The following is a 23,870-nucleotide window of genomic DNA, read 5'->3' as shown; positions in this document are numbered from 1 at the left end:
TCAAATGTTTTTATAGTAAATATATTTTGAAATGAATTATGAAAGTCATAATTAATTTTTTATTGCTATTAATTTTTGTATTTGTGAGATCATATTACTCTCAAGGAGTTCGTCCCATTCGTGATAATGTTGGTTTTTGTTGGAATGCTGATGAAATGAAAGATTTTATCGAATATTTAGAAAATTCTTCTGATAAAAAAGAATTCGACAAAGTAAATTTAATAGCAGGAATTTCTGTCCACGATGATTATTTATATGCTGGAAAAGTCTATTACCCGCTTTTCAAATTAATTAATGCTAAAGAAGTAATTATATTTGGTGTTACACACGGCACAGTTAGGAGAGAAGTAAATCTACCTGCAGATGTTTTGATATTAGATAATTTTGATTCGTGGAAAGGAATTTATAATGATGTTAAAATTTCACCATTGAGAGAAATAATAAAATCAAAACTTGATAAGAAATATTTTACAGTTAATAATAAAGCACACGAAGTTGAACATTCAATAGAAGCATTAATTCCTTTTCTTCAATTTTATAATCCCGATGTTAAAATTACTCCAATTATGGTTACTCAAATGTCAGTAGAAAAAATGGAAGAAGTTTCACTTCAGCTTTCAAAAATTATTATTGATTACATCAAAGTAAATAAATTGAAATTGGGTAAAGACATTTTCATACTTATTTCGAACGATGCAAATCATTATGGAGAAGATTTCAACAATTCACCTTATGGATTGGATTTAAATGCACATCAAATGGCAATAGAAAATGATCAGCGGATTATTAATGAATATTTAATTGGGATTGTTGAACCTGAGAGAATAAAAAATCTTGCAAAAGAAATATTGCCTGAAGAAGCTAATCAAAAAACAATCCCATTATGGTGTGGAAGGTATCCAGTTATTTTTGGATTATTCACATTAAATAAAGTTGCAAATAATTTTGGTATTAAAAATGTAGAAGGAAAGTTGATAAAATATTCAGATACATTTACAGAAAAAGTATTGCCGCTTAGAAAATCTTCTATGGGATTGACAGCACCATTTTCACTCAAACACTGGGTTGGATTTTTCACGATAGGTTTTTATATAAAGTAATAATGGAATTAAATATGAAATTACAGAATCCCTGGCTCCGAATTCCTGCCGATGATTATGAAAATCACATGTCAGCATCAAATGTTGGACAGCTTCAAGTTCTCAACAAAATATTCAAAGATGTTTTAGATGAATTCAACCCAAAATCAATTTGTGTATTGGGCTGTACCACAGGCAATGGTTTTGAACATTTGATTAATCGTGATGTTGAAAAAATAATTGGAATTGATATTAATCAAAATTATTTAGCTGAATGCAGCGAGAGGTTTTCTGATAAATTACGGCAGCTAAAATTAATATGTGCAGATTTGAATGAGCTTGAATTACAAAGTAATATTTTTGACCTTATCCATGCAGCATTAATATTTGAATATGTTGATGCTCAAAATCTATTAAGAAAAATATCAAAATGGCTTACACCAGATGGAATATTGAGTGCAGTATTTCAACTTCCATGTGAAAAATCTAATCCTGTATCTGATACTCCTTATCATTCTTTAAAATCATTAAGCTCTATTATGAAGCTGATTGATGTTAATGAAATTGAAAATTTTTTTAGGGAAGAGAAATTGTTATGTGTAAAATCTTATACTGTGAATTTACCTCAAGAGAAAAAATTTTTAGTAATGTATTGTAAAAAAGTTATATGATATAAGTGACGATTAAAATTTAAGAAGGATAGAAAAATTTACATATTGCTAAAATTACTGAAGCAATACACTTAGGTGGAAAAGAATTTATAAACTGTTGAAATACTAATCAGCGTCAATCTGCAAAATCTGCGATAGATAAATTTCACCCAGATAACGCAGAATGTCGCAGATAGTAAAATACTCTTTCCTTGTTATACTCATAGCTTTTGATCTTAATAAAAGAGATTCTTCTAAGTTACACGAAGCTAAGCTTTGCGTATTATTTAACTTGATTTAAATATTTTTATAACTCTTCTGTTTTCTTTTCTTCAATAACAACTTTTTGTTTATTTCTGCCCTTCATAAAAAGAGCAACAATAAGAGCAATGATTATTATTCCTCCTGCAACATAAACCCAATTGAATTTAGATGGTGGCGAAACTTTTTCTTTCCACATAGCAATATGAGCTTCTATGGAATCTTTATCAGCTTCAGTCATCATATTGTTTTCAATTAAAATTGGAATCCATACAGGCTGGACAGTTTTGAAATACACACTATCTGTAAATGCATAGTAAGTATTTAGAGATTCGTCTTTACTTTTTATACCAAGATTTTTGATTTCATCATCAATGAAAGAATAAACACTATTAACAAACTGCTCTCCGCTTCTGAAAGGGAGTAATGCTAATTTTTTTTCTCTAAATAATTGATTAATCTGCGTCCATATTTCTTCGTTTAATCTTGAATTCCATTCGAAAAACATTCCATCAATATTCGCAATTTGTGATGCTTTATCCTGCTTTGTCAAATAAACATCACTGAGCTTTGGACCAATTTGTTTCCATAGTTTATTGAAATCTCGGTATTGTTTTTTCATTTCGCCTAAATCTTGAGGTGTGAGTTGTGTTACCCTCATAAACTGAATATTATCTACAATAGTTCTTTCAATGTTATAAAATAAATTGCGGCTATCAACTTTAGTAATAATTGCTTGTTTTTCTGCCTCGTTTAATGTGCCCGGTGTTTTTAGAAATTCAGTCAATAGACTATCAATTATATCTCTTACCAGTAAATCTCTCTGCTGAATATTTGCTTTCAATTGAGCAACTAATTTTTGAAGTGAAGCAATTGTAGCAGCATCTTTTTTTACCTGAAGATTTAATGCATTTATCTGTGCAAGTAAATCCTCATTCTTTTCGCTCAGTTCTGTAACCTGTGATTTTAATGTTCCAATCTCAGTTTTCAATTCTGTAATTTGTGTAAAATCACTTTTGCGAACTTCAAGAGCACGCTCAAGTTTTGCAAAAGCAGATTCAAAATTTTCCGGATAAAGAACTTTATCTAATAATTCTTTATCAGCAAGAAAATCATTTTTGAATTTGGCAATATTTTCTGCGATTAAATTACATTCTTCAAGGCTTGAAGCTCCCTTTATTGCATCTTCATAAATTTTATATTGCTTCTTAAAAGTTTGTGTTTTTTCATAATCTGATTGTGCATATGCAATCGAAAATATTGTAAGAAATAAAATAGAATTGAGTAAAAATTTTGTTCTCATGACATTACCTCACAATACCTTTATGATTCAATAAATATTTTTTATTTCCATCTATTAATTCAATATTAGGTGATTTCTGGTTAAATGCGGGAGATGTGAGTGGTTCAGTCTCTGATATTTTAATTTTATTTATCAATTTCATTCCACCTTCAACTGGAATTAATACATAAACATTTTTGAAATTAGATGCAGTCAAAAAATAATAGCCTGCTTGACTACGAATTATTCTAATTTCTTTTCCAAGTGCAAGATTTGAGTCTTTAAATTCTTCATAAAATATTGGTTTAACATTTACTGAAAATGTATAACGGTCCTCTTTAATAAATCCTTTTTCATTAATTTTTATAGCATTTTCGATAGGCCAGGAAAAATCTGCGGGACGTAATATAACTGCTGCACACCCAGAAATAATTATTAAGACAACGATAATCATACAGTACTTAAATATTCTCATTTTATACCTCCGCAATAAATTTGCATATGAAACTTAATGAATTGGGAAATTATTTCGAAGTAAAATAATTATATAGTATGATAACAAAATATATGAACTTTATTTAAAATAAATTTGTATTGAAATAAAATTTAATAAAAAGTAAAACTGTCATGAACGATGTAACTTCAGTTAAATCCAGAAAAGATTTATATAAGTTTGCATTTATTCTTGCGTATATTACAATAATCTATAATATGCTTGAAGGACTGGTATCAGTTTTTTTCGGTTTAGAGGATGAAACATTATCGCTGTTTGGTTTTGGAGTAGATTCTTTTGTGGAAGTAATATCAGGTGTTGGAATATTTCATATGCTTATTAGAATTAGAAATAATGACAGCGAAACAAGAGATGAATTTGAAAATACAGCATTGAAAATAACGGGGACATCATTTTATCTTCTTACAATTGGATTAGTAGTGACTGCAATTTATAACTTCATTATTGGTCATAAACCTGATACTACAATATGGGGGATTATAATTTCTTTAATATCAATTATTACAATGTCATTTTTAATTTTTTACAAGATGAAAATAGGAAAACAACTAAAATCACATGCTATTATTGCTGATGCAAATTGTACAAAAACATGTTTGTATTTATCAATTATTTTGCTCATTTCCAGTTTGGGATACGAAATTACAAATGCCGGTGGTTTGGACTCCATAGGAGCTTTAGCAATTGCCTGGTTTTCCTTTATAGAAGGAAAAGAAGCATTCGAAAAAGTTAAAACGGGAAAGAACTGCAGTTGTAATCATTAATTTTGTTAATCAAAAATCTTCTCAAGATTTTGATACTTTGAATGAACTTCTTCAACTGCATTAATAATGTCTTTCTTTACATTTCCTTTTTTTACTGATGAATTTAATTTATTTACTGCATTATTTAATTCATTTTTACACTTGTTGAATTCTTCTTTCTTATTCTCAAGTCTTACAGGCAATTTGGCATTCATCAGTTCATTCATTTTTGTTTTTAAAATTTCTGCAGACTTTTTGATTTTATTGTAGTCATAGTTTGGAGTATAATAGTGATAAAGCATATATAATTCTTGATGAAAAGAATCGAGTTCTTTAATGACTGGCTTGATTATTCTAACAAGATATTCATATTGAGAGTGAAGCTGCTCTGCTGCTTTAAGTACTGCAGATGTATCGTTTTTGACAAGTGCAGCTCTATATCTTTCAATAACTGCATCCAGCTTTCTTACACCTTCATCCCACTTTTCTTTTTTATCTCTTAAAATTCCTGGAAGTTCAGCATATTTTATTTTTTCAAAACCTTCATCAATTGGTCGCATTAATGATTTCATCATACTAATATTTTTTTCAGGCCATGCAGTATGCCATAGTTGATAAATTACATTGTGGAATTCAATTAATTCTTTTACCTCTGCTTTTGTCTCATCATTGTTATTTTCTTGTGCAAATAAAGAAAGGGTTACAGACAATAATACTACGAACATTTTTCTCATATGACAAACCCCGTATTTTTTATACAAAATTAAGATTATTAGAGTAAAAATGAAAAAGTAACATTCTTCCTTAACAAAGAGATTCTTCATTTTATAGCATGTAGAATTACAAGGTTATTGTTGATTATGTAATATTATTTTATTTTAATAACAAAAAAAGGTAGATGATGATAAGAAAATTTTTATTGTTTTTAATAGTTGCATCTCCATTTTTATTACATAGCTGCGATAAAGGAATTGAACCTGAACTTGAAAAACCATCTGGTCCTACAGGTTTTTCAGGCAAAATTACTTTTATTGGTAAATGGCATGAAGGTATAAAAAGGACTCATCTTGTAGTTTTCAAAAATCCAATTACAAAAAGTGAAGATTTTTTCCCGCCTAATCTTTCATTTGTTTCTGATTCAATTCCATATAATTCAAAAGAATTTTATTATAACTCAGTAGAAAATAATTTTTTGCCAATACTGCAGCTTGGCGAGGGAGAATATTCTTATGTTGTTGTAGCACAATCTAAATCACCAGAAATTTCACTTGATAGAAAAGATTGGTTTGTTGTGGGAGTTTATTGCATTAATGGAGACCAGACTAAGCCAGCAAAGTTAAAAATTCAAGCAGGCAGAATTACACCGGATATTAATATTGTTGTTGATTTTAACAATCCGCCACCTCAGCCGCCCATGTAATATACATAAATGTTGAGGAGAAATGATATGAAAAAATTATGTGTTTTATTTTTATTGGTTTTATCAAATCTATATGCACAAAGCGGCTCAATTAAAGGAAGAGTAATAAATGAAAATGCTCAGCCAGTAATTGGTGCTAATGTCGTTATTGAAGGAACATTTTATGGCGATGCAGCTGATGATAATGGTTTTTTTGAAATTAAAAATGTTCCTTATGGAAATTATGTATTGATAATTTCTGCAATTGGTTACGAAAAAAGAAATATCAAAATAAACTTCAATCAAAGTTTTAAATCAATTACTGTTATATTGAAAACTTCTGTTATAGAAACCCAGCAAGTGATAGTAACAGCAGGAAAATATGAACAAAAAAGAGAGGATGTTACAGTAAGCACAACGGTAATTCAACCTGAAATAATTAATAAGAAAAATTATAAAACATTCGATGAGCTGCTTAGAGACATTCCTGGTATTCAAATGAATCTTGAGCAGGTAAGCATTCGTGGGTCGAGTGGTTATAGTAAAGGAGTAGGAGCGCGTGTTTTAGCAGCAATTAACGGTATCCCATTTTATTCCGGTGATAATGGTGATGTAGTTTGGGAAATGATTCCTATGTCTGATATTGAGAGAGTTGAAGTAGTAAAAGGTCCTGCAAGCTCATTGTATGGAACATCAGCTATTGGAGGTGTAATTAATATTGTTACAAGACCATCAGTAAAATCTCCAGTCACAAATATAAATTCATACTATGGATTGTACGATAAACCTGTTTATGAATCATGGAGATGGAATAAAAATTATAGAAGCTTTTATGGATTGGAAGTTACACATTCGAATTCCTATCGAAATTTAGGTTATACAATTTCAATAAAAAAATTTGATGACCTGAGTTACAAGCGCGATAATTTCAGTAAGAAGTATTTAGGATATCTTAAAGTAAATTATCATTATTCAGAAAACAGCGATATAACTTTTTTTGCAGATTATTTGAATATGAACCGTGGTAATTTTTTATACTGGAAAGATTCACGTCATGCTCTTGTGCCTAAAGATGAAGATACAAATAAAACAGTTAAATCAAATAGAATTTTTTCAGGGTTGATTTATCACAACAAATTTAATGATAATCTCACAGGTGACTTTAAATTTAGTTACTATCATACAAGGTTTGATGGTTATGGAATTGAAGTTACAACTTCTGATGCAGATTTATTTCGAGGTGAGGCATTGATTAATTATAATCTCTCCAGAGAATTCTTAATTACTACAGGATTCGAAGCTTCTGGTTCAAATGTTAAATCAAATATATTTTCAAATACTAAGTTCAGAGGATTTGCTTCTTACTTCCAAACAGAATACCGGGGAATAAAAAATTTTATTGCCACATTAGGAATTCGTTATGATTATATAAAATTATTTCCTTCCAGCGGTAAAGATACAATTGGTGGTAAAAATGCAATTACACCGCGAGCAGGATTAAATTATAAATTGAATCCTGATTTTATATTGAGAGCTTCAATTGGAACAGGATTCAGAGCACCAACTCCAGCTGAAGTATTTACAACAGCCGGTGTTGGTGGCGGGATTGATGTTAAAGAAAATCCAAATTTAAAATCAGAAACAAGTTTTTCTCTTGAATTGGGCGCAATGTATCAATACAACGAAAATCTGAATTTCGATATTGCTTTTTACAGAACGGAGTACAACAACTTTATCGAACCCAATTTGACTAAAGAAGGGAAAATTCAATTTATAAATTTGAGCAAAGCTAAAATTTTAGGCCTCGAATTTATTGGCGATTGGAATGTTATTCCATCAATATTAAAATTAATGATTGGTTATAATTATATGTGGGCAAGAGATATTCAAAAAAATAAAGCAATGAAGTATCGTCCTCGAAATTCTTTTAATGTTCAGATAAATTATAGCCCATTACCTTTTGAATTTGGTATTGACTTTAGATATGCAAGTAAGGTAGAGGAAATTGATTACGAAATTACTCAGCCTCCTTTAGCTCTGGTGATTGATGGCGATAAGAGAGTTCCTGTTTATGTTACAAATGTTACAGCAGGATATAATTTTTTTATAATGAACAAACCTTCAAAAATTTATTTGAATGCAAAAAATATTTTTAATTATTACTATGTTGAATTTATCGGCAATCTTGCTCCATTAAGAAATGTTTCAATTAATTTACAATTGTATTTATAATTAATTTAATAAAAATGGAATATTGGATTAGGCAATTAATACCTGCATCAGTTACAATTTGTACTGAATTTGGTAAAATTAGTTATATGAAAGCTAAAACTATGCAGATGTTTAAAACAAAGATGAATTCAACTTAATCGGGGAAAATTTATCTGGAGGTCATAATGAAAAATCGAAAATGATAATAAAGAACTAATTGATAAAAAGAAAGAAAATATTTATACGATTGAAACGGATGAGAAAAGAAAATTATTTATTAAGCTCCATGATTTGAAAATAATGAAATGAAAGGTCTAATAGAATTAGCAGTTGAACAATCTGAAAATATTCCACATTTTTTAAGAGAATAAAATTTGTACCCCCGGCGGGAGTCGAACCCACATTACAAGCTCCGGAGGCTTGTGTTCTATCCATTGAACTACGGGGGCTTAGCATTGATGAATACATTAAATAATATTCATAATAAAAATAAAAAATATTTTGTTATTAATTTTTTGTGCAGTTTTAATAAAAAGAAAGATAAAATTAATTGCTATATTGACTTTTAGAAGATTTTACTAATTTATCAATGAGAATTTTTAGATAAGGAGAAAAAAAGTGTCTTACAAAATGAAAAAAGCTGTTGAAGAAATTATAACATCATTAAAGAAGTTACCCGAGCCGGGAAAAAAAACAGGTTCATTCTGGAATTTTATGAAAAGTCAATTGTACGAAGAAACACAATGGGATCCTGAGCATATTAAAATCATAGAAGGAGAAATTGATAATTATTTGAGCAAACTGGATAAAAAATCACTTACAGAGATGTGGAAAGAAACTCCAAATGGCAGTGAAAAATTTGATATAACATCAAAACCTGATGTAAAGGAAATGAAAGCAGATATTACCGATGATTTAATCGGCAGGGTAATGGATAGAATGGATGAAAAATATTCATCACGCGATTCTTTTTTCATTGAACCAGAAGAACCTTCATACAAGAAAAATAAAAATGAAGATGAAGATGATATTGACGAAGATATAGAAGAACCTGAAGATTTTACAGAGGATGATTTCGGCTTTGATGATGATTTATTTAATGAAAATAATGAAGATGATGAATACGATTATTAAACAATCTGTTCTTATTATTTTATTTTCATCACTATTAATTTATTCTCAAGGGAAAACTGTATTAGATTCTTCGAAAAGTTTTAATGGTTTTCTTCCTGAGGAAATTTATGAATTCAAGTTTAATGATGCATTTTTATTTAAGCGATTGAATGGAATTAAGTTAAATGAAAATTTTTTATATGATTCATCAATTGTCTGGATGCGAACAAAATATTTACTTGGTAATTTTGACGAGTGCAGTTTTTATTCAGAAAATTATATCGAACAAATAACTTCTCATTTACTCACAAAATATTATGAATCACAAAAATATGCTCCATTAAAAATGGTCCTTCAATCAGTACAAGTTGGTGCTGTAGGATACCTTGCATATCTTCATTTAAAAAAGTATGGCTTCTTAAAAAAGAAATAACACATTAATGTAACTCTTTGAGGGTTTTGTCAGTCTAAAGCATTGCAAATAAATTGGAGATAGAGAGATGAAAAAAGCGGCCATACTTATATTAATTTTTTTTATGTATTCAATAAGTAATAATGCACAGGAATTTTTTAGTGATGAAGACACAACAGAAGTAGAATGTTCACACAAAAGTTTAGATATCGGGATTAAATCAACTGGAATTAGTTTTGGGAATTCTGAATGCTGGAATGGAATCAGAATTAATATTTCAGATTGTGATGTTAGAATTATAAATGGGATTAATATTACTTTGTGGAAACCAGAAGAAATTTCATCATCAACTATTAATGGCATTTCCATTGGACTTGCACCAGCTGCAAAAAATTTGAATGGTTTATCTTTCGGGTTAGCTGCATTATTAGGTAAGAAAAATTTAAGAGGTATTAATATTGGAACTATTGCAACAGTTGGTGGCAAAATAGAAGGATTTAACTTTGGTGGTCTTGCAATTGTATCAAAAGATAAAATGGCAGGATTTAATTTTGGCGGTTTTGCAGCCGTATCAAAAGGGGATATATCTGGATTTAACTTTGGTGGTTTTGCCCTTGTTAATAGTAAAAATATCAATGGAATTAGTATTGGCGGACTTGCTCTGGTTTCGAAAGGTAATGTTAATGGAATTAACATTGGTGGTCTGGCACTTGTATCAAATGGAAGCGTTAATGGAATTAACATTAGTGGACTTGCGATTGTATCAAAGGAAGGTATCAAAGGAATTAATGTCGGAGGTTTAGCTTTAGTTAGCAAAGGTGATATTTATGGATTAAATCAAGCAATTTTAGCCACATTTTCTAAAGGAGCGATTAAAGGAATTAATTTTTCTGGATACAAGATGGAAGCAGAAGAATTTTATGGCTTAAATATTACACCAGGCTGGATTGAGGTTAATAATCTCTTTGGAATTTCAATCGCATCTTATAATAGAATTGAAGGAACTCAAAAAGGATTGGTCATTGGTATTCTGAATGTTGCTGAGGAGTTAAAAGGTATTCAGCTTGGATTAATAAATATTGCAAAAAATAATAGTGGAATATCGAAAGTTCTTCCTTTTATAAACTGCCACTTTTAATCAGAAATAAAATTATCTAATGGAACACGGATAAAAAATTATCATAAGTTAAATTTGGGGAAATTCTGTTTAAGTATTTTATCTGTGTTCCATAAATTTTATTTATGAATTGAACTTACTTCCTTGTATAAACAGCATCAAACATTTTGTATTCTTTGCCATCAATAGTGGAATATATTTCGTTTGTAAATTTATTTACATCAATAATCTTTGTAATTGAACGCATGGTTACTGTTTTTCCGGTTATAGGGTCAAAAGATTCACCGGTATATGTGAAGGTTTTGGTATTTTCATCATAATTCCCTTTCATAATTAACATCCCGGTTCCCATATTATCAATCCAGAAGCTGTAAAATTTTTTTTCTTTATTATCGTATCCATCTATTGCAATTCCTTCAAATGGCATTCCCATCATATTTGCACTATAGGTTGTTTTAAAATATCTTCCGTCGAGTAGAGATTCTGTTGTAGCGGTTCCTTCTGTTTTATTTTCTGATGAGGTATATACATCATACATTGTCATCTCTACATTCCAGTTGCCAATGTTTTTTGATAATAATTCATGCATTTTTCCAGGAGTCATGTACTCCATCCATGCATTCATTATTTGCTGTTGATCTTGCGCTTTTATTACAGTTGCAAGTATAAAAAGAACTGCTATAATTTTTTTCATAACTACTCCAAAATAAAATGAATGATTCTATTAATTAATAAAACAAATTATATTGTGTTATATTCAAATTCTCTCATTTGCATCAAAGTATTCAACCCAGAAGCTAAAAATATAATAATTAATGCTATCCAGATTAATGTTAGTATTATTCCAATAATTATTAAAATTTTTGTAATGCGAAAAAATTTTCCCTGCAGTTCAAATCCCATTCTAAGTGCAGCAGCTTCATTGGTGGCTTTAAAGATTGCAAATTGGTCAGCAGCTTCGCGTATTCTTAAACCAATTATAATAATTGGAACTCCAATTATTGCACCAATTATTGATAGACAAGTAATAGCACCATAAATAATAGTAAACATTCCTACAAAACGCATATCCTTGACCATCTTATCAAAAATCATCTGAAATGGTGTAACTGGTTTAAATTCAGCGGATTGTGATTCGAGATTAATTCCTTCAAATTGCTCCATTACAACACTCCTTTGTTTATCAAATTTTATATAGTGGACTTAATTGATTGTTGTCTGAAATGCTTACATTCAAATCTTTCAATAATCCATCTTCAATACTGTAAATCCAGCCGTGAACTGTAAGCTCTTTTTTTGACTTCCATGCATTTTGAACTATCGTTGTGTTACATACATTTGTCACTTGTTCGATTACATTTAATTCGCATAATAAGTCAAATCTAACTTTTTCATCGGTTATATCATTAAATTTATTTTGATGAAATCGATATACATCTTTGATATGTCTTAGCCAGTTATCAATTAATCCAAATTCATTATTTCCAAGAGCAGCTTTGATACCTCCGCAACCGTAATGTCCACACACGATAATGTGTTTTACTTCAAGTACTTCAACTGCATATTGAATTACTGATAGGCAATTTAAATCTGTATGCACCACTACATTAGCAATATTTCGATGGACAAAAATTTCGCCCGGTAATAAATCAACAATTTGATTAGCAGGAACACGGCTATCCGAACAGCCAATCCATAAATATTCCGGTTTTTGTTGTTTTGAAAGCTTTTTGAAAAAGTCAGGGTCTGATTTTTTAATTCTTTCAGCCCATTTAAGATTTCTTGTAAATAAATGTTCAAGTTTGCTCATATTTACCCCTTTAATTAAATCAGTAGAAAATGAAAATGATTATATATTTAATTATAAATTACAGCAGATAAGTAACCCACTACTTCAGAATAATCGCCCGATACATCACCTGAATCTGATCGATGAAGGACTTTTGATTTCCTCTTTTGAGTTAAATCTGCTGTTCTCATTAATGCAACAATAGCACCTCCACCGCAAGCTTCACATCTGTTATTTTCCAGGTCTCTTTGTAATCCTTCGTAATCAAAATTTTGTATATGTTTTTCAACAACTGAATCTAATTCATCTGCGGTGCGTTTTGAATAGTAATGAGATAAATCTGAACTTGCTACAATTAATGTTTGGTTGTTAATAACTCTGGAAAGTTTTTCAGCAAGTTCATATACAAATATGCGGTTTTGATCCCCCATAACAATCGGGACGATTTTAAAATCATGAAGTACCATCTGGAGAAAGGGGATTTGAACTTCTACTGCATGTTCGGCACGATGCCCTTGAATCCCTTCAAAAATTATTTTGCTTTCACTTATTAATTGTGACACCATATTTTTATCAATTTCAACTTCTCCAAGGGGTGTTTTGTAAGCATCACCATTGTAAATTGAAATTCCAGCGAAATATTCTCGATGACTTGGAGAAATAATTATAATTGTTTTGTAATCTTTATTTTTTATAACATTGTATGCATAAGCGGCAGTTTTTCCTGAATAAATATATCCTGCATGAGGCGAAACTATGCCTATGACATTATCGATATTTTCTGAAGGTTTGGATGTATCAAGAAGAATTTGAACCTCTTCTTTTAATTTAGAAGGTGATGAAGGATAGAACATACCTGCAACTGATGGTTCTCTTACCTGTTTCATTTTTCCTCCAGTTCTTTCTCGTTGAATACAAGAGCAGTGAAACCACTTAATTTTAATTGTTTAGTTCTCCAGTATCCAGCAGGAAAACCGGTTTTTTGACAAATAGCATCAAGAAATTGCTCTTTGTTCATATTATGCTCAATTGGAACCTGAGGCAATAATAATCCGCGTCTCCCTTTTTCTTCGAGTATTAAGCCATGTTTACCAACAATTATTTCGTCGTAACTGTTCAATTGAAATGGTTCTGATAAGACAGATATTTCAATATCAATATTGTCAAGCTCGGGTTGACGGACAGGTGGAAATCTTGGGTCATTTAAAGCTGCACTTACAGCTGCATCACAAACTGTTTCGTAAAGAGGTTTATCAGAAACTATATAACCGATGCAACCGCGCAGTCTTCCTAATTCTGTTAGAGTAACAAATGCCCCAGCATGCGTTTTTAGCTTGGGATATTTTTCATAATCAGGTTGTGGAATTTCTTCGCCTGTGAAAATAGAATTGATTGCTGTGCGAGCTGCTTTAAGAAGAATTTTCTTTTCTTCTAATGATAGTTCCATTTTTGCTATTCCATTTTATAAATAATCAATCCATTTTTTTCTTTTAATAAAATTAAAAAATTTTTATACATAAAAAATGAATCCGTCATAAACGATTTTGTATTTTCGTTAAGAACTACTGAAATTTTAGTCGAATTATTAAGCATGTCAATAGCAGCAAAATTATTTTTTAGATTTCCAAATTGATTTTGTGAGTGATAACTTAAAAGAAGTAAATTATTATAAACTCCATATTCAATATCTCCAATCAATTTTATTCTTGAGAAATAATCGTTAATAATTTTAGAAATATTTTGGTTTTCACTTAAATACACTTGAGGGAAAATGAAATGACTATAATCTTTTAAATTTTCGGATTCATGTCTTAACGAATTTATTTTTATATAATCAGCTCCATATTCATTGACTATATTTCCTTCAAGATAATTAAGTGCAAAGAAATATCTTTCTTCAAATCCCTGTTTGTATGCAAATATTTTATCATCATAAGCAAACAGAAAACTAAGTTCATTGTTTGTCCATAAAATGTTTTGAGTTTTAATATCGAAAGCAATTATTTCTTTGTGATTTGGTAAATCAGGTTTAGGAAATTTATGGAAGTAAATAATTTCTTTGTAGATAGTTTCTATTCCAACATAATATTTTTCATCAAGTTGAAAATCTGAAAACAAGAATTTCTTATCATTAATATCAAAGCAATCGAAGAAAGCCTCCTTTGTATTTGGATTACGGGTTTCGATAATTAATTTATCTTTGTCAGAAATTAATAATCTCCATATTTGATTTTGAAAATCCTGTGAAAAATATTTTATTATTTTCATTATAACTCCATCTTAAATTACAGAGGCTGAAATCTTGCAGTAAAATGCCTGAGTATTGGTGCTTCATAAACAATTTTGTATCCTTTTAATTTATTTCTCATCTTGTATACTTCAGTTACAACTTCTGCGACATAATCAATATGACTTTGAGTATAAACTCGTCTTGGAATTGCAAGACGAACCAGTTCCATCATTGCTGGAATTAATTTCCCAGTTTGTTTGTCATATTTGCCAAACATAACAGAACCAATTTCAGTTGTTCTTAAACCTCCTTCAATATAAAGTTCACAGACAATTGATTGTCCGGGATAATGTTCTGGAGGAATGTGCGGGGTAAATCTCTTTGCATCAAGATAAATGGCATGACCGCCTGGTGGTTCAATAATCGGGACGCCTTCATTCAATAATTTTTCACCAAGATATTCAATACTTCGAATTCTATACTGAAGATAATGTTCATCTACAACTTCTTCTAAACCCTGAGCTATAGCTTCTAAATCTCTGCCTGCTAAACCTCCATATGTTGGAAAACCTTCAGTTACAATTAAAAGATTTCGGCATTTCATCGCTAATTCTTCATCATTTAATGAAAGCCAGCCGCCAATATTTACAAGTGAATCTTTCTTTGCACTCATGGTTGAACCATCAACATAAGAAAACATTTCCTGAACAATTTCAGGAACCGATTTTTGTTTATAACCTTCTTCTCTTAATTTTATGAAGTAAGCATTTTCAGCAAAACGGCATGCATCGAAAAAGAAAGGTATGTTGTGTTTATTACAAATTGCTCTTACTTCTTTGATATTTTGCATTGATACAGGCTGTCCGCCACCCGAATTATTTGTAATTGTAAGCATTACAAGTGGAATATTTTCTTTTCCAACTTTTTGAATAAATTCGTCGAGTACATTAACATCCATGTTACCTTTGAAAGGTGCTTTTAATTCTGGGTGCTTTCCTTCTTCGCATAACAAATCAACAGCTTCAGCTCCAGTGAATTCGATATTTGCTCTTGTTGTATCAAAAAAAGTATTACTTATAAAATATTTTCCTTTGCCGCCAAGGATAGAAAATAAAATTTTTTCTGCTGCTCTTCCTTGGTGAGTAGGAATTATAAATTTATGATTTGTAATTTTTTTTACCGCTGCTTCGAATCGAAAAAAACTTTTAGCACCAGCATATGATTCATCTCCCTTCATTATTCCACTCCATTGTTCTGAACTCATAGCAGAAGTTCCGCTGTCGGTAAGTAAATCAATTATCACATCTTCTGAACGAATTAAAAAAGTATTGTATCCAGCATCCTGTAAAATTTTTACTCTCTCTTCTTTGGTAGTAAATTTAATTGGTTCAACAGATTTGATTTTGAAAGGTTCAATTATAGTTTTCATATTTCACCTAATAAAGTAATTATAAAAGAACTATATATTTTAATTCCATTATGATATTAATCAGCCTGTATAAATTACAAATATTTTTTGCACAAAAAAGAGATTAATTTTAGATTTTTTGCATTAGATATTTATTAACTTTTTGTAATAAAATTGACCTCACCAAGCTTTGTGATTAATTTATTATTTTATAAGTCGTTTATTTTAAGATTTTCATCTATGAAAAAGTTCATATTTGTTTTTGTTATATGTGGTTTTATATTTAATGATATTTTTGCTCAAGCTGGTTATGCTTCTTTGAGCGGATTTGTTTATGATTCTTCTACCGGCGAAGCATTAATTGGTGCTAATGTGTATCTCAAAGGAGTTAATCTAGGAACGAGTACAAATCTGAGCGGCTATTATGTAATTCCTCGTATCATACCAGGGAATTATGAATTGATAGTAAGTTATGTCGGTTTTAATACTTATAGTCAAAAAATTTTGTTCAGGGCTAATGAATCTAAAAGACTTGATATAAAATTAACTCCAACTGCAATATTAAGCGAAGAAGTTGTTGTGTCTGCAGATTCTATAAATATTGTAGATAAATTATACAACAAGCCTGTTTCAAAAATTGAAATAACTCCTGTTCAAATAAGTAAAGTGCCGCAAGTAGTTGAAGCTGATTTACTTAGAACATTGCAGAGTTTACCCGGTATAGTGCCTGTATCAGATTTTTCGTCAGCAATTTATGTAAGAGGTGGAACACCAGACCAGAATCTTTTTCTCTTAGATGGAACTGATGTTTATAATCCCGAACATGCTTTCGGTTTGTTTTCAACTTTTAATACAGATGCAATTAAAAAAGTAGAAGTATACAAAGGTGGATTTGGTGCAGAATACGGAGGCAGATTATCTTCTGTTATAAACATTACCAATAATGATGGCAACAGAAATAATTTTGAAGGGAAAGCCTCAATAAGTTTGTTAACATTAAATACAACACTTCAAACGCCGCTTGGGAATTTTGGTTCGCTTTCTGGTTCTTTGAGAAGAACTTATCTTGACCAGACAGTGGCAAAAATATTTGATGATATTCCTGATTATTATTTTTTAGATGGAAACCTGAAAGCTTTTTTTGATATTGATAAATCTAATAAACTGAGCATAAGTTTTTATGGTGGTGTTGATAATCTCAATTTTGTTTTTGATAAAAGTCGTTCTGAATCTTTTGGATTTAATTACAAATGGGGAAATCGAACAGGTAGCATAAATTGGAGAACTATAATTAATCCCAAACTTTTTGGGAATTTCTGGTTAACATACAGTCAATTTTTTTCTGATTTTGATTTTAATGAAGCCGAACTGAATGAACAAAATCATATCGATGATATAACACTGAAAGGCGCACTTGAATATTTTCACAATGATAAACTTAACTTTAAGTTCGGATTTGAATTGAAAAATGCTTCAGGATATTTTAAGGAAACCATATTCAGAAATAAAATTGATGTATCGAGGCATCCTAAACTTTATTCTTTTTATGTGACAAATAGCTGGAGCCCTTCACCATTGCTGAATCTTGAAACCGGATTGAGATACGACCATTATATTTCAACAAAAAACTATGATAGTTTTGACCCGAGATTTTCTGTTAAATATCGAATCGACAGTAAAAGTAATGTTAAATTCTCCACAGGCTTGTATCATCAGTATGCACACAGAATTCCAAGGGTTTTTATGACAAGTATCTGGACAAGTGCAGATGAATATATTAAAGGCTCGAATTCTTTGCATTATATTTTTAGCTATCAAAGAGAAATTTTTGGTAAAGCAGAATTAGAAATTGAAGCATACTATAAAACTTATCATAATATTTATTCACTTAATCCCAATTTGTATGTTGATATTGAGCCCATCGGCTATACACAAGAAAACTATCCAGTTTATGGCTCACAAAAAAATATATTTTTCAGAGGCGATGGAAATTCATTCGGAATTGAATTGTTAATTAGAAAAGATGTAGGGGCTTTAACAGGCTGGTTTGCTTATTCTTTTTCTAAAACAAAATATAAAGTTGATAATACAAATAAAGGCAATCCATATCCGCCAAGACATGATAGAACTCATGCCATAAACTTTGTTGCAAATATTAATGTAAATGATTTATTAAATGAAATTAATGGAAAATCAAATTACTCAAATAAAAAATGGTTAATTGGATTTAACCTTACATATTTTTCAGGACAACCAATTACTCTTCCATCATCAATTTACATCGCAAATCCAGTTCCAGATTGGAATATAAATTTATACAGCATTGCTCTTTATCCATCTTCTATAAATAAATATAGATTGCCATATTATGCACGATTAGATTTGAGTATTAACTATGAAATTCAATACAAAAGTTGGTCACTTTCACCTTACTTGCAAATATTTAATCTGCTGAATAGAAAAAATGTTTGGTTCATTTATTATGATGAGAAGATTAAAGATAATGGTATTATTCAGTTAGAAGTAAAGAATGTTAATATGCTTCCTATAATTCCAAGTATTGGAATAAGTGCAAAATTTTAATATGAAAACAATGAATAAAATATTTACAATATTATTAACCTATATTCTTTTATCCTGCGGGGAAGGCACAGTTGAAATTGGAGAAAATACATATTCTCCTAAGATAGTTGTGGAAGGTTATCTCGTACCTGGCAAGAAAGTTGAAAATATAAGAGTTACAAAAAACTTTCCGATTAATTCAAAGCCAAATCCGATGTCAATTTTAATTACAGATGCACTGGTTAAAATAATCGACATTCAAACTAATAGAGAATATAATTTGAAATATAATCCAGAAAAATTTTCTTACGAAAGTAATGAATTGATAATTGACTATGACAAATCATACAAATTATTTGTTGAAGTAAATGTAGATGGTAAAAAATTAAAAACCACAGGAATTACACACACACCTAAATATGGATTTAAAATCATTAAAGAAGAATCAATTCTTGATTCCTTGAAATATCGGGAGACAGGTAATAATAATCTAAAGAAGTTTAAGATTGCTTTTAAGCCTTCTGAGGGAACAACTTTTTATGTTTTCTCTCTTGTAGCTCAAAATGCTTCTGAGAACACATTTATTTTTGATAATCCTTATTTTGATATAGAATTAGAAGACCTTAAAAAGAATTTTGATTATTACCGTTATCGAGCATTATGGATTGAAAATGTAAATTCAACTGTTAATAAAATTAATTATGAAATTGAATGGTTTCATATCTGGTTTTATGGTTATTATCGTTTAATTGCTTATGCAGGAGATGAAAATTTTAGATTATTTACTCTTACTTATAGAAATATTCAAGAACAGGATGGCAATTTCCATGAACCAAGATTAAATCTTACAGATGATGGAATTGGTATTTTTGGTTCTTACATTGCCGATACAGTTTATATCAAAGTTCTTAAATAAAATGTTGTTAATTTTGCAGAAACAAAAAAAAAGAAAAATTATGGGCTGGCTCTATATTTTAATTGCATCAATATTTGAAATTAGCTGGGCTGTTGGATTAAAATACAGTCAGGGTTTAACTCAATTAAAAGAAAGCATTTTTACAATTATTACAATGCTGCTTAGTTTTTATTTTTTATCGCTTGGTGTAAAATATATTCCAATTGGAACAGCATATGCAGTGTGGACAGGAATAGGGACTGCAGGAACTGCTCTATACGGAATTCTATTTTTTAATGAACCAAAAGAATTAATCCGCATATCTTTCATAGTGCTAATAATTATTGGAATTGTTGGATTAAGACTTACATATAAAACCAATCTGTAATTAGGGACATGAAAAAACTTTCACACGAAGAAATTTCTAAAAATAGAAGTACTCTTGAAACACTTCATACAGTAAAAAAATTACCAGTTTATGTTGTACTCAACAGTATTAGAAGCAGTTATAATGTTGGTTCAATCTTCAGAACCTCAGATGGAGCAATGATAGAAAAACTTTATCTCTGTGGCTATACTCCACATCCACCAAAAAAAGAAGTTTTAAAAACTGCTCTTGGCTCTCAGGATAGTGTTTCATGGGAATATATAAAAGACCCAAAAGAAATAATTCTAAAATTAAAATCGAAAGGCATTAAAATTTGTGCATTAGAATTAACTGACGAAAGTTTTCCTTATTACAAAGTCAATAAAAATGATTTTCCTCTTTGCCTTTTAATTGGGAATGAAATTACTGGGGTTTCTCAGGATTTACTTGATTTATGTGATTTTTCAATAGAAATTCCTCAGTATGGAATTAAACAATCCTTGAATGTTGCTGTAGCTTACGGTATAGCAATTTTTGATTTGAGAAGAATTTATGATACTCAGTGATTTCCTCTGTAAGTGAAATAACTTTCGCCATTATCTTTGATATGTATAAAAAGAATATTAGCTCTTACAAGTTTAATTAGAGTTCTAGAAGCTCTTCTTTCTGAAATATTAGCAATGCGACTCAGTTCTTTTACCGTGATACTTTCATGTTTGTCGAGGTAATCAAAAACAATTTTTTCATTTTTTCCTATTGTATAATTTATTAATGATTTTTCGCTGCTTTGTGTTTGCAATATTTTTATCATTTCTTTGCTTGCAAGAACACTTTTATCGTTTACACGCAAATAAACCTGTGCGGTGTTGATATCGAGATACTTTTTATAATCTTGAATACGATGCGGCTTTCTTTTTGATTCTTCAATTTGAACAACCATTATTTCTTTGTTTTCTATTTCATAAAGATAGGTTTTGAATTCTATGGGAGGTTCACAATATTTTTCTGCAGTTTCTTTTATTAATTCATAGTCAGACTTTTCACTTTCGATTCCATAGATTGACTTATTGTCGTCAATTCCAAGGAGCAAATACCCACCACCTGTATTTGCAAATGCTATTAATTCTTTTGCAATTTTTTCGTAAGAAGAAAATCTTTGTTTGAATTCAACATGAACATTTTCGCCTTCTTCTATCAGTTCCAGAACTTTTTTGCGGTTCATAGTTTTAAGAACAAAAAATTATTCTAATCTGACATTTTTCTTTTTTGAAGAATCTGTTTTTAAAGTGTCCGTTCTATCGGAATTTCTTTTTAACTCTTCAATTGTTTTTTGAGTTGTAGAATCTAATTTAGTTTTTTGATTTGAAATGTTGTCATCAACTTTAGTTTCATTTTTTATTAATGGTTTTTCTTCTTTTGCACTTTCCATCTCAGCCTGTTTTCGTTTTTCTTCTTCTGCTTTTTTCTTTTCTGCCTCTTCTTTTTCTATGCGTTCTTTTTCATTTTTATACTCAGTGTATTTTGCAAGAACAGCCTTGCCGTAAGGAGTTGATGCATATTCCTTAGAAGAAAGAATCCCATAAAAAAATGCAGCTGAATCATTTTGATTTTGTTCTTCGTATATCATTCCAATGTATAGAATTGATTTCGGGGCAAAATTAGAACGAGGATAATTTAGATAAATATTTCTGAATTCATTGATAGCTTCTTTATATTTTTTATTGTAATATTTTTCTTCTGCCACGATATACAATTTTTCTGCAGGATCAGTAGCAGTAAGTTTTTTATCTTCAGATTTTATTAATCCTAACTTTTTGCCGGCTTCTGTGTAAAGCTTGTGATTTGGATAATTCTCATAAATGATTTTGAAGATACTATCAGCAATTTCTTTTTGATTGTTAGTTTCATAATAAGTGCCTAATGCAAAAAGAGCATCTGCCTTATAAGGCTTATCTGGATATTTATTAATTACTTCATTAAAATAAAAAGTAGCAGAATCAGGAACTTCTAATTCGGTTAAGAACAAATTGCCAATATTATAAAGATTTTGAGAAATTAATGTCCCTATAGAATCCACTGAAATTTTTGGTCTAACTGGTTTTTTTACTTTGCCAAGAGCAATCAATTCAACAAGAGAAAGTTTTTTATTTGAGAACTTTGAGGTATCTGCAGATTGCTTTTGAGATTTCTGTTGAGAAATTTCAGCATCTCTTTGAAATGGTCTTTGAGAAGAAGGAAGGTTTCCAAACTGTGCAGCTTGTTCCTGCTTTTTCTTTGTTTCTTCGAGATATTGATTATATGCAATATCGTAATCAACTGAGTCGCGTATAAATTTATCGTTATCAGTTAAATAAGTTAATTGAAGGTTGAGGTCGGCAAGATTCTTTTTGTAGGAAAAAAATTTATCGAAAATTCTGTTACGGGATGCTGCTTGACTTTTTATATCTCTATTTATAATTGATGAAGCAGCTTTATTGTAATATTTATATGAACTATCGTAGTCACGTTTTTTGTATTCATAAATTTTTGCAAGAAATAAATCGGCAAAACCAGCTGTAGGTTTTTGTTTGTAAGTTGAATCTATTTGCATAAAAATACTGATTGCTTTATCCGTCTCATTTTTGGTGTCGTATATTTGTCCAAGCTCAAGTAAAATTCTGTCTTCTTGATTTTTGAATTTACCCTGATACAACAATGCATTTAATACAGCTTCGCTTTCATTAACCTTGCCTGTCTCACTTAGTAATTTTGCGTATTCAAGACGACTTTCAAATTCAATTTCAAAAGTAGGTGAGTGTTTGAGAACTGATGCAAATGCATTTAATGCATTTTCCGAGTCATTAAGAAGATTATAAATTTTCCCCATTTGATAGAAAACAAGTGCTGCAGTTTCATCATTCTTGAGATTGCTTAAGAATTTTTTGCATTCATCGACAGCAGTTTGATATTCCTGTCTAAAAAGATAAAATGCAATTTTAAAAATAGAAGCATCGATGAAAACATCTTCTTCATCTTTTTGTAATGCTTCGGCTTGAACTTCATTTATAAGTTTAATTCCATCATCAAAATTTCGAAGTTGAAGATGAGTTTTTGCAAGCCATAATTTATTCTCAAGTGCAAACTTTGATTTTGGAAGACTCGAAAGTTCTAAGAATTTTCTTTGTGCTCTTGCATATTCCTGTTGATAATAAAATGCTTTCCCAGTTAAAAAAATTGCATCATCAAAGAATGAGGATTCTTTATCGAACTGCAGAATTTTCGAACACTTTTCAATTACTTTTGTGAGATCATTCATTTGCTGAGAAGTTAATGCATCAAGTCGAAAGGCAAATAAATCAGTTCTTTTCTTTAGAATTTCTTCTTCAGTTCTATCAAAAATTGTTTTTGCATTATAGTAAGTATTAAAATAAGTAGTGAAATCTCTCCACAGACCGCAGCCCGAAAGGAAAATAATGAGAGTTATAAATAGAGTTGATATAAGTATTGATTTATAAATTTTCATAATGCTTCTGGCCCTGATTCATCAGTTCTAATTCTAATTGCATCAGAGATATCTGAAATAAAAATTTTGCCATCACCAACCTGTCCAGTTTTAGCAGTAGTTAGAATTGCATCTACAACTTTTTCAAGAATAGAATCATCAACAACAATTTCTATTTTTAATTTTGGGACAAATTCAATCTGATATTCACTACCGCGATAAGTTTCTTTATGCCCTTTTTGTCTGCCATATCCTCGGACTTCAGTAATTGTCATTCCATGAACACCAATTTCAAGCAAAGCTTCTTTGACTTCATCGAGTTTGAAAGGACGGATAATTGCTTCGATTTTTTTCATA

Annotated in this window: 25 protein-coding genes and 1 tRNA gene; 12 read left to right on the top strand and 14 right to left on the bottom strand. The window is 30.0% G+C overall.

Features of this window, described 5'->3' with window-relative positions; all coding sequences use genetic code 11:
- Positions 1-38: 38 nt before the first annotated feature.
- Positions 39-1,100, top strand: a complete 1,062-nt coding sequence (amrB, locus tag VJY32_RS07910; protein WP_353677369.1) for an AmmeMemoRadiSam system protein B — start codon at positions 39-41, stop codon at positions 1,098-1,100.
- A gap of 14 nt (positions 1,101-1,114) precedes the next feature.
- Complete coding sequence (locus VJY32_RS07905; protein WP_353677368.1) at positions 1,115-1,750, top strand: class I SAM-dependent methyltransferase; 636 nt, start codon at positions 1,115-1,117, stop codon at positions 1,748-1,750.
- Positions 1,751-2,036: 286 nt separating this feature from the next.
- Here VJY32_RS07905 and VJY32_RS07900 read toward each other — a convergent pair whose 3' ends face one another.
- Together VJY32_RS07900 and VJY32_RS07895 are read right to left on the bottom strand one after the other, a co-directional pair.
- Entirely contained in the window at positions 2,037-3,293 is a 1,257-nt protein-coding gene (locus VJY32_RS07900; protein ID WP_353677367.1) for a coiled-coil domain-containing protein, read from the bottom strand.
- 4 nt (positions 3,294-3,297) lie between these two features.
- Positions 3,298-3,747, bottom strand: coding sequence for a hypothetical protein (locus VJY32_RS07895; RefSeq protein ID WP_353677366.1), 450 nt, complete (start codon positions 3,745-3,747; stop codon positions 3,298-3,300).
- 152 nt (positions 3,748-3,899) lie between these two features.
- Here VJY32_RS07895 and VJY32_RS07890 point away from each other — a divergent pair, with 152 nt between their 5' ends.
- A complete protein-coding gene (locus VJY32_RS07890; protein WP_353677365.1) occupies positions 3,900-4,550 on the top strand; it encodes a cation efflux transmembrane domain-containing protein in 651 nt (216 codons plus the stop codon).
- Between the two features lie 5 nt (positions 4,551-4,555).
- Here VJY32_RS07890 and VJY32_RS07885 read toward each other — a convergent pair whose 3' ends face one another.
- Positions 4,556-5,263 carry a hypothetical protein gene (locus tag VJY32_RS07885; protein WP_353677364.1) on the bottom strand — a complete coding sequence of 236 codons (708 nt, stop codon included), beginning with the start codon at positions 5,261-5,263 and terminating at the stop codon, positions 4,556-4,558.
- 167 nt (positions 5,264-5,430) lie between these two features.
- Here VJY32_RS07885 and VJY32_RS07880 point away from each other — a divergent pair, with 167 nt between their 5' ends.
- Both VJY32_RS07880 and VJY32_RS07875 read left to right on the top strand, forming a co-directional pair.
- The gene (locus tag VJY32_RS07880) at positions 5,431-5,949 is read left to right on the top strand and encodes a hypothetical protein (protein WP_353677363.1); all 519 of its coding nucleotides are present in this window, start codon (positions 5,431-5,433) and stop codon (positions 5,947-5,949) included.
- Between the two features lie 27 nt (positions 5,950-5,976).
- Complete coding sequence (locus tag VJY32_RS07875; protein WP_353677362.1) at positions 5,977-8,160, top strand: TonB-dependent receptor; 2,184 nt, start codon at positions 5,977-5,979, stop codon at positions 8,158-8,160.
- Positions 8,161-8,516: 356 nt separating this feature from the next.
- Here VJY32_RS07875 and VJY32_RS07870 read toward each other — a convergent pair.
- Positions 8,517-8,588 (bottom strand) — tRNA-Arg (locus tag VJY32_RS07870).
- Between the two features lie 169 nt (positions 8,589-8,757).
- Between VJY32_RS07870 and VJY32_RS07865 the strand changes: the two genes are divergently transcribed.
- The 3 genes from VJY32_RS07865 (at position 8,758) to VJY32_RS07855 (ending at position 10,802) form a co-directional block, all read left to right on the top strand.
- Positions 8,758-9,273: a hypothetical protein gene (locus VJY32_RS07865; RefSeq protein WP_353677361.1), complete on the top strand. Its 516-nt coding sequence runs from the start codon at positions 8,758-8,760 to the stop codon at positions 9,271-9,273.
- Complete coding sequence (locus VJY32_RS07860) at positions 9,239-9,685, top strand: hypothetical protein (protein ID WP_353677360.1); 447 nt, start codon at positions 9,239-9,241, stop codon at positions 9,683-9,685. Before VJY32_RS07865 ends, VJY32_RS07860 begins: the two co-directional genes overlap by 35 nt.
- Positions 9,686-9,752: 67 nt before the next feature.
- Positions 9,753-10,802, top strand: a complete 1,050-nt coding sequence (locus VJY32_RS07855) for a hypothetical protein (RefSeq protein WP_353677359.1) — start codon at positions 9,753-9,755, stop codon at positions 10,800-10,802.
- Between the two features lie 115 nt (positions 10,803-10,917).
- On the opposite strand, the gene VJY32_RS07850 is transcribed toward VJY32_RS07855, so the two are convergent.
- Genes VJY32_RS07850 through VJY32_RS07820 form a run of 7 tightly spaced genes read right to left on the bottom strand, consistent with a single transcriptional unit; the run spans position 10,918 to position 16,229 of the window.
- Positions 10,918-11,475: a DUF1579 domain-containing protein gene (locus VJY32_RS07850; RefSeq protein WP_353677358.1), complete on the bottom strand. Its 558-nt coding sequence runs from the start codon at positions 11,473-11,475 to the stop codon at positions 10,918-10,920.
- Between the two features lie 47 nt (positions 11,476-11,522).
- On the bottom strand, positions 11,523-11,945 hold the full coding sequence (locus VJY32_RS07845) for a DUF5362 family protein (RefSeq protein ID WP_353677357.1): 423 nt from the start codon (positions 11,943-11,945) through the stop codon (positions 11,523-11,525).
- Positions 11,946-11,964: 19 nt separating this feature from the next.
- A complete protein-coding gene (gene can, locus VJY32_RS07840) occupies positions 11,965-12,591 on the bottom strand; it encodes a carbonate dehydratase (RefSeq protein WP_353677356.1) in 627 nt (208 codons plus the stop codon).
- 47 nt (positions 12,592-12,638) lie between these two features.
- A complete protein-coding gene (amrB, locus tag VJY32_RS07835) occupies positions 12,639-13,457 on the bottom strand; it encodes an AmmeMemoRadiSam system protein B (RefSeq protein WP_353677355.1) in 819 nt (272 codons plus the stop codon).
- Positions 13,454-14,017, bottom strand: a complete 564-nt coding sequence (gene amrA, locus VJY32_RS07830; protein ID WP_353677354.1) for an AmmeMemoRadiSam system protein A — start codon at positions 14,015-14,017, stop codon at positions 13,454-13,456. The genes amrB (VJY32_RS07835) and amrA overlap by 4 nt, the downstream gene beginning before the upstream one ends.
- Positions 14,018-14,022: 5 nt before the next feature.
- Positions 14,023-14,838, bottom strand: coding sequence for a DUF4905 domain-containing protein (locus tag VJY32_RS07825; protein WP_353677353.1), 816 nt, complete (start codon positions 14,836-14,838; stop codon positions 14,023-14,025).
- A 17-nt stretch (positions 14,839-14,855) separates the two neighbouring features.
- Positions 14,856-16,229, bottom strand: coding sequence for a tryptophanase (locus tag VJY32_RS07820; protein ID WP_353677352.1), 1,374 nt, complete (start codon positions 16,227-16,229; stop codon positions 14,856-14,858).
- Between the two features lie 219 nt (positions 16,230-16,448).
- Between VJY32_RS07820 and VJY32_RS07815 the strand changes: the two genes are divergently transcribed.
- Genes VJY32_RS07815 through VJY32_RS07800 form a run of 4 tightly spaced genes read left to right on the top strand, consistent with a single transcriptional unit; the run spans position 16,449 to position 20,598 of the window.
- Positions 16,449-18,791, top strand: coding sequence for a TonB-dependent receptor (locus VJY32_RS07815; RefSeq protein WP_353677351.1), 2,343 nt, complete (start codon positions 16,449-16,451; stop codon positions 18,789-18,791).
- 1 nt (position 18,792) lies between these two features.
- Positions 18,793-19,686, top strand: a complete 894-nt coding sequence (locus tag VJY32_RS07810) for a DUF4249 family protein (RefSeq protein WP_353677350.1) — start codon at positions 18,793-18,795, stop codon at positions 19,684-19,686.
- Positions 19,687-19,726: 40 nt separating this feature from the next.
- Positions 19,727-20,053 carry a DMT family transporter gene (locus tag VJY32_RS07805; protein WP_353677530.1) on the top strand — a complete coding sequence of 109 codons (327 nt, stop codon included), beginning with the start codon at positions 19,727-19,729 and terminating at the stop codon, positions 20,051-20,053.
- Between the two features lie 8 nt (positions 20,054-20,061).
- Positions 20,062-20,598, top strand: a complete 537-nt coding sequence (locus VJY32_RS07800; RefSeq protein ID WP_353677349.1) for an RNA methyltransferase — start codon at positions 20,062-20,064, stop codon at positions 20,596-20,598.
- Here the strand turns inward: VJY32_RS07800 and VJY32_RS07795 are convergent.
- From VJY32_RS07795 to VJY32_RS07785, 3 genes are read right to left on the bottom strand one after another with little or no spacing between them, the layout of a single operon-like run.
- Positions 20,592-21,254 carry an AlbA family DNA-binding domain-containing protein gene (locus VJY32_RS07795; protein ID WP_353677348.1) on the bottom strand — a complete coding sequence of 221 codons (663 nt, stop codon included), beginning with the start codon at positions 21,252-21,254 and terminating at the stop codon, positions 20,592-20,594. The genes VJY32_RS07800 and VJY32_RS07795 overlap by 7 nt on opposite strands.
- 18 nt (positions 21,255-21,272) lie before the next feature.
- Positions 21,273-23,534, bottom strand: a complete 2,262-nt coding sequence (locus VJY32_RS07790) for a tetratricopeptide repeat protein (protein ID WP_353677347.1) — start codon at positions 23,532-23,534, stop codon at positions 21,273-21,275.
- Positions 23,531-23,869 carry a P-II family nitrogen regulator gene (locus VJY32_RS07785; protein ID WP_353677346.1) on the bottom strand — a complete coding sequence of 113 codons (339 nt, stop codon included), beginning with the start codon at positions 23,867-23,869 and terminating at the stop codon, positions 23,531-23,533. Before VJY32_RS07785 ends, VJY32_RS07790 begins: the two co-directional genes overlap by 4 nt.
- Position 23,870: the final 1 nt, after the last annotated feature.

This window comes from Rosettibacter primus (genome assembly GCF_036860675.1).
In the GTDB taxonomy this organism is placed as follows: domain Bacteria; phylum Bacteroidota; class Ignavibacteria; order Ignavibacteriales; family Melioribacteraceae; genus Rosettibacter; species Rosettibacter primus.
Note: the sequence above shows the minus strand (reverse complement) of the source record. Positions and strands in the feature narration are given on the sequence as shown.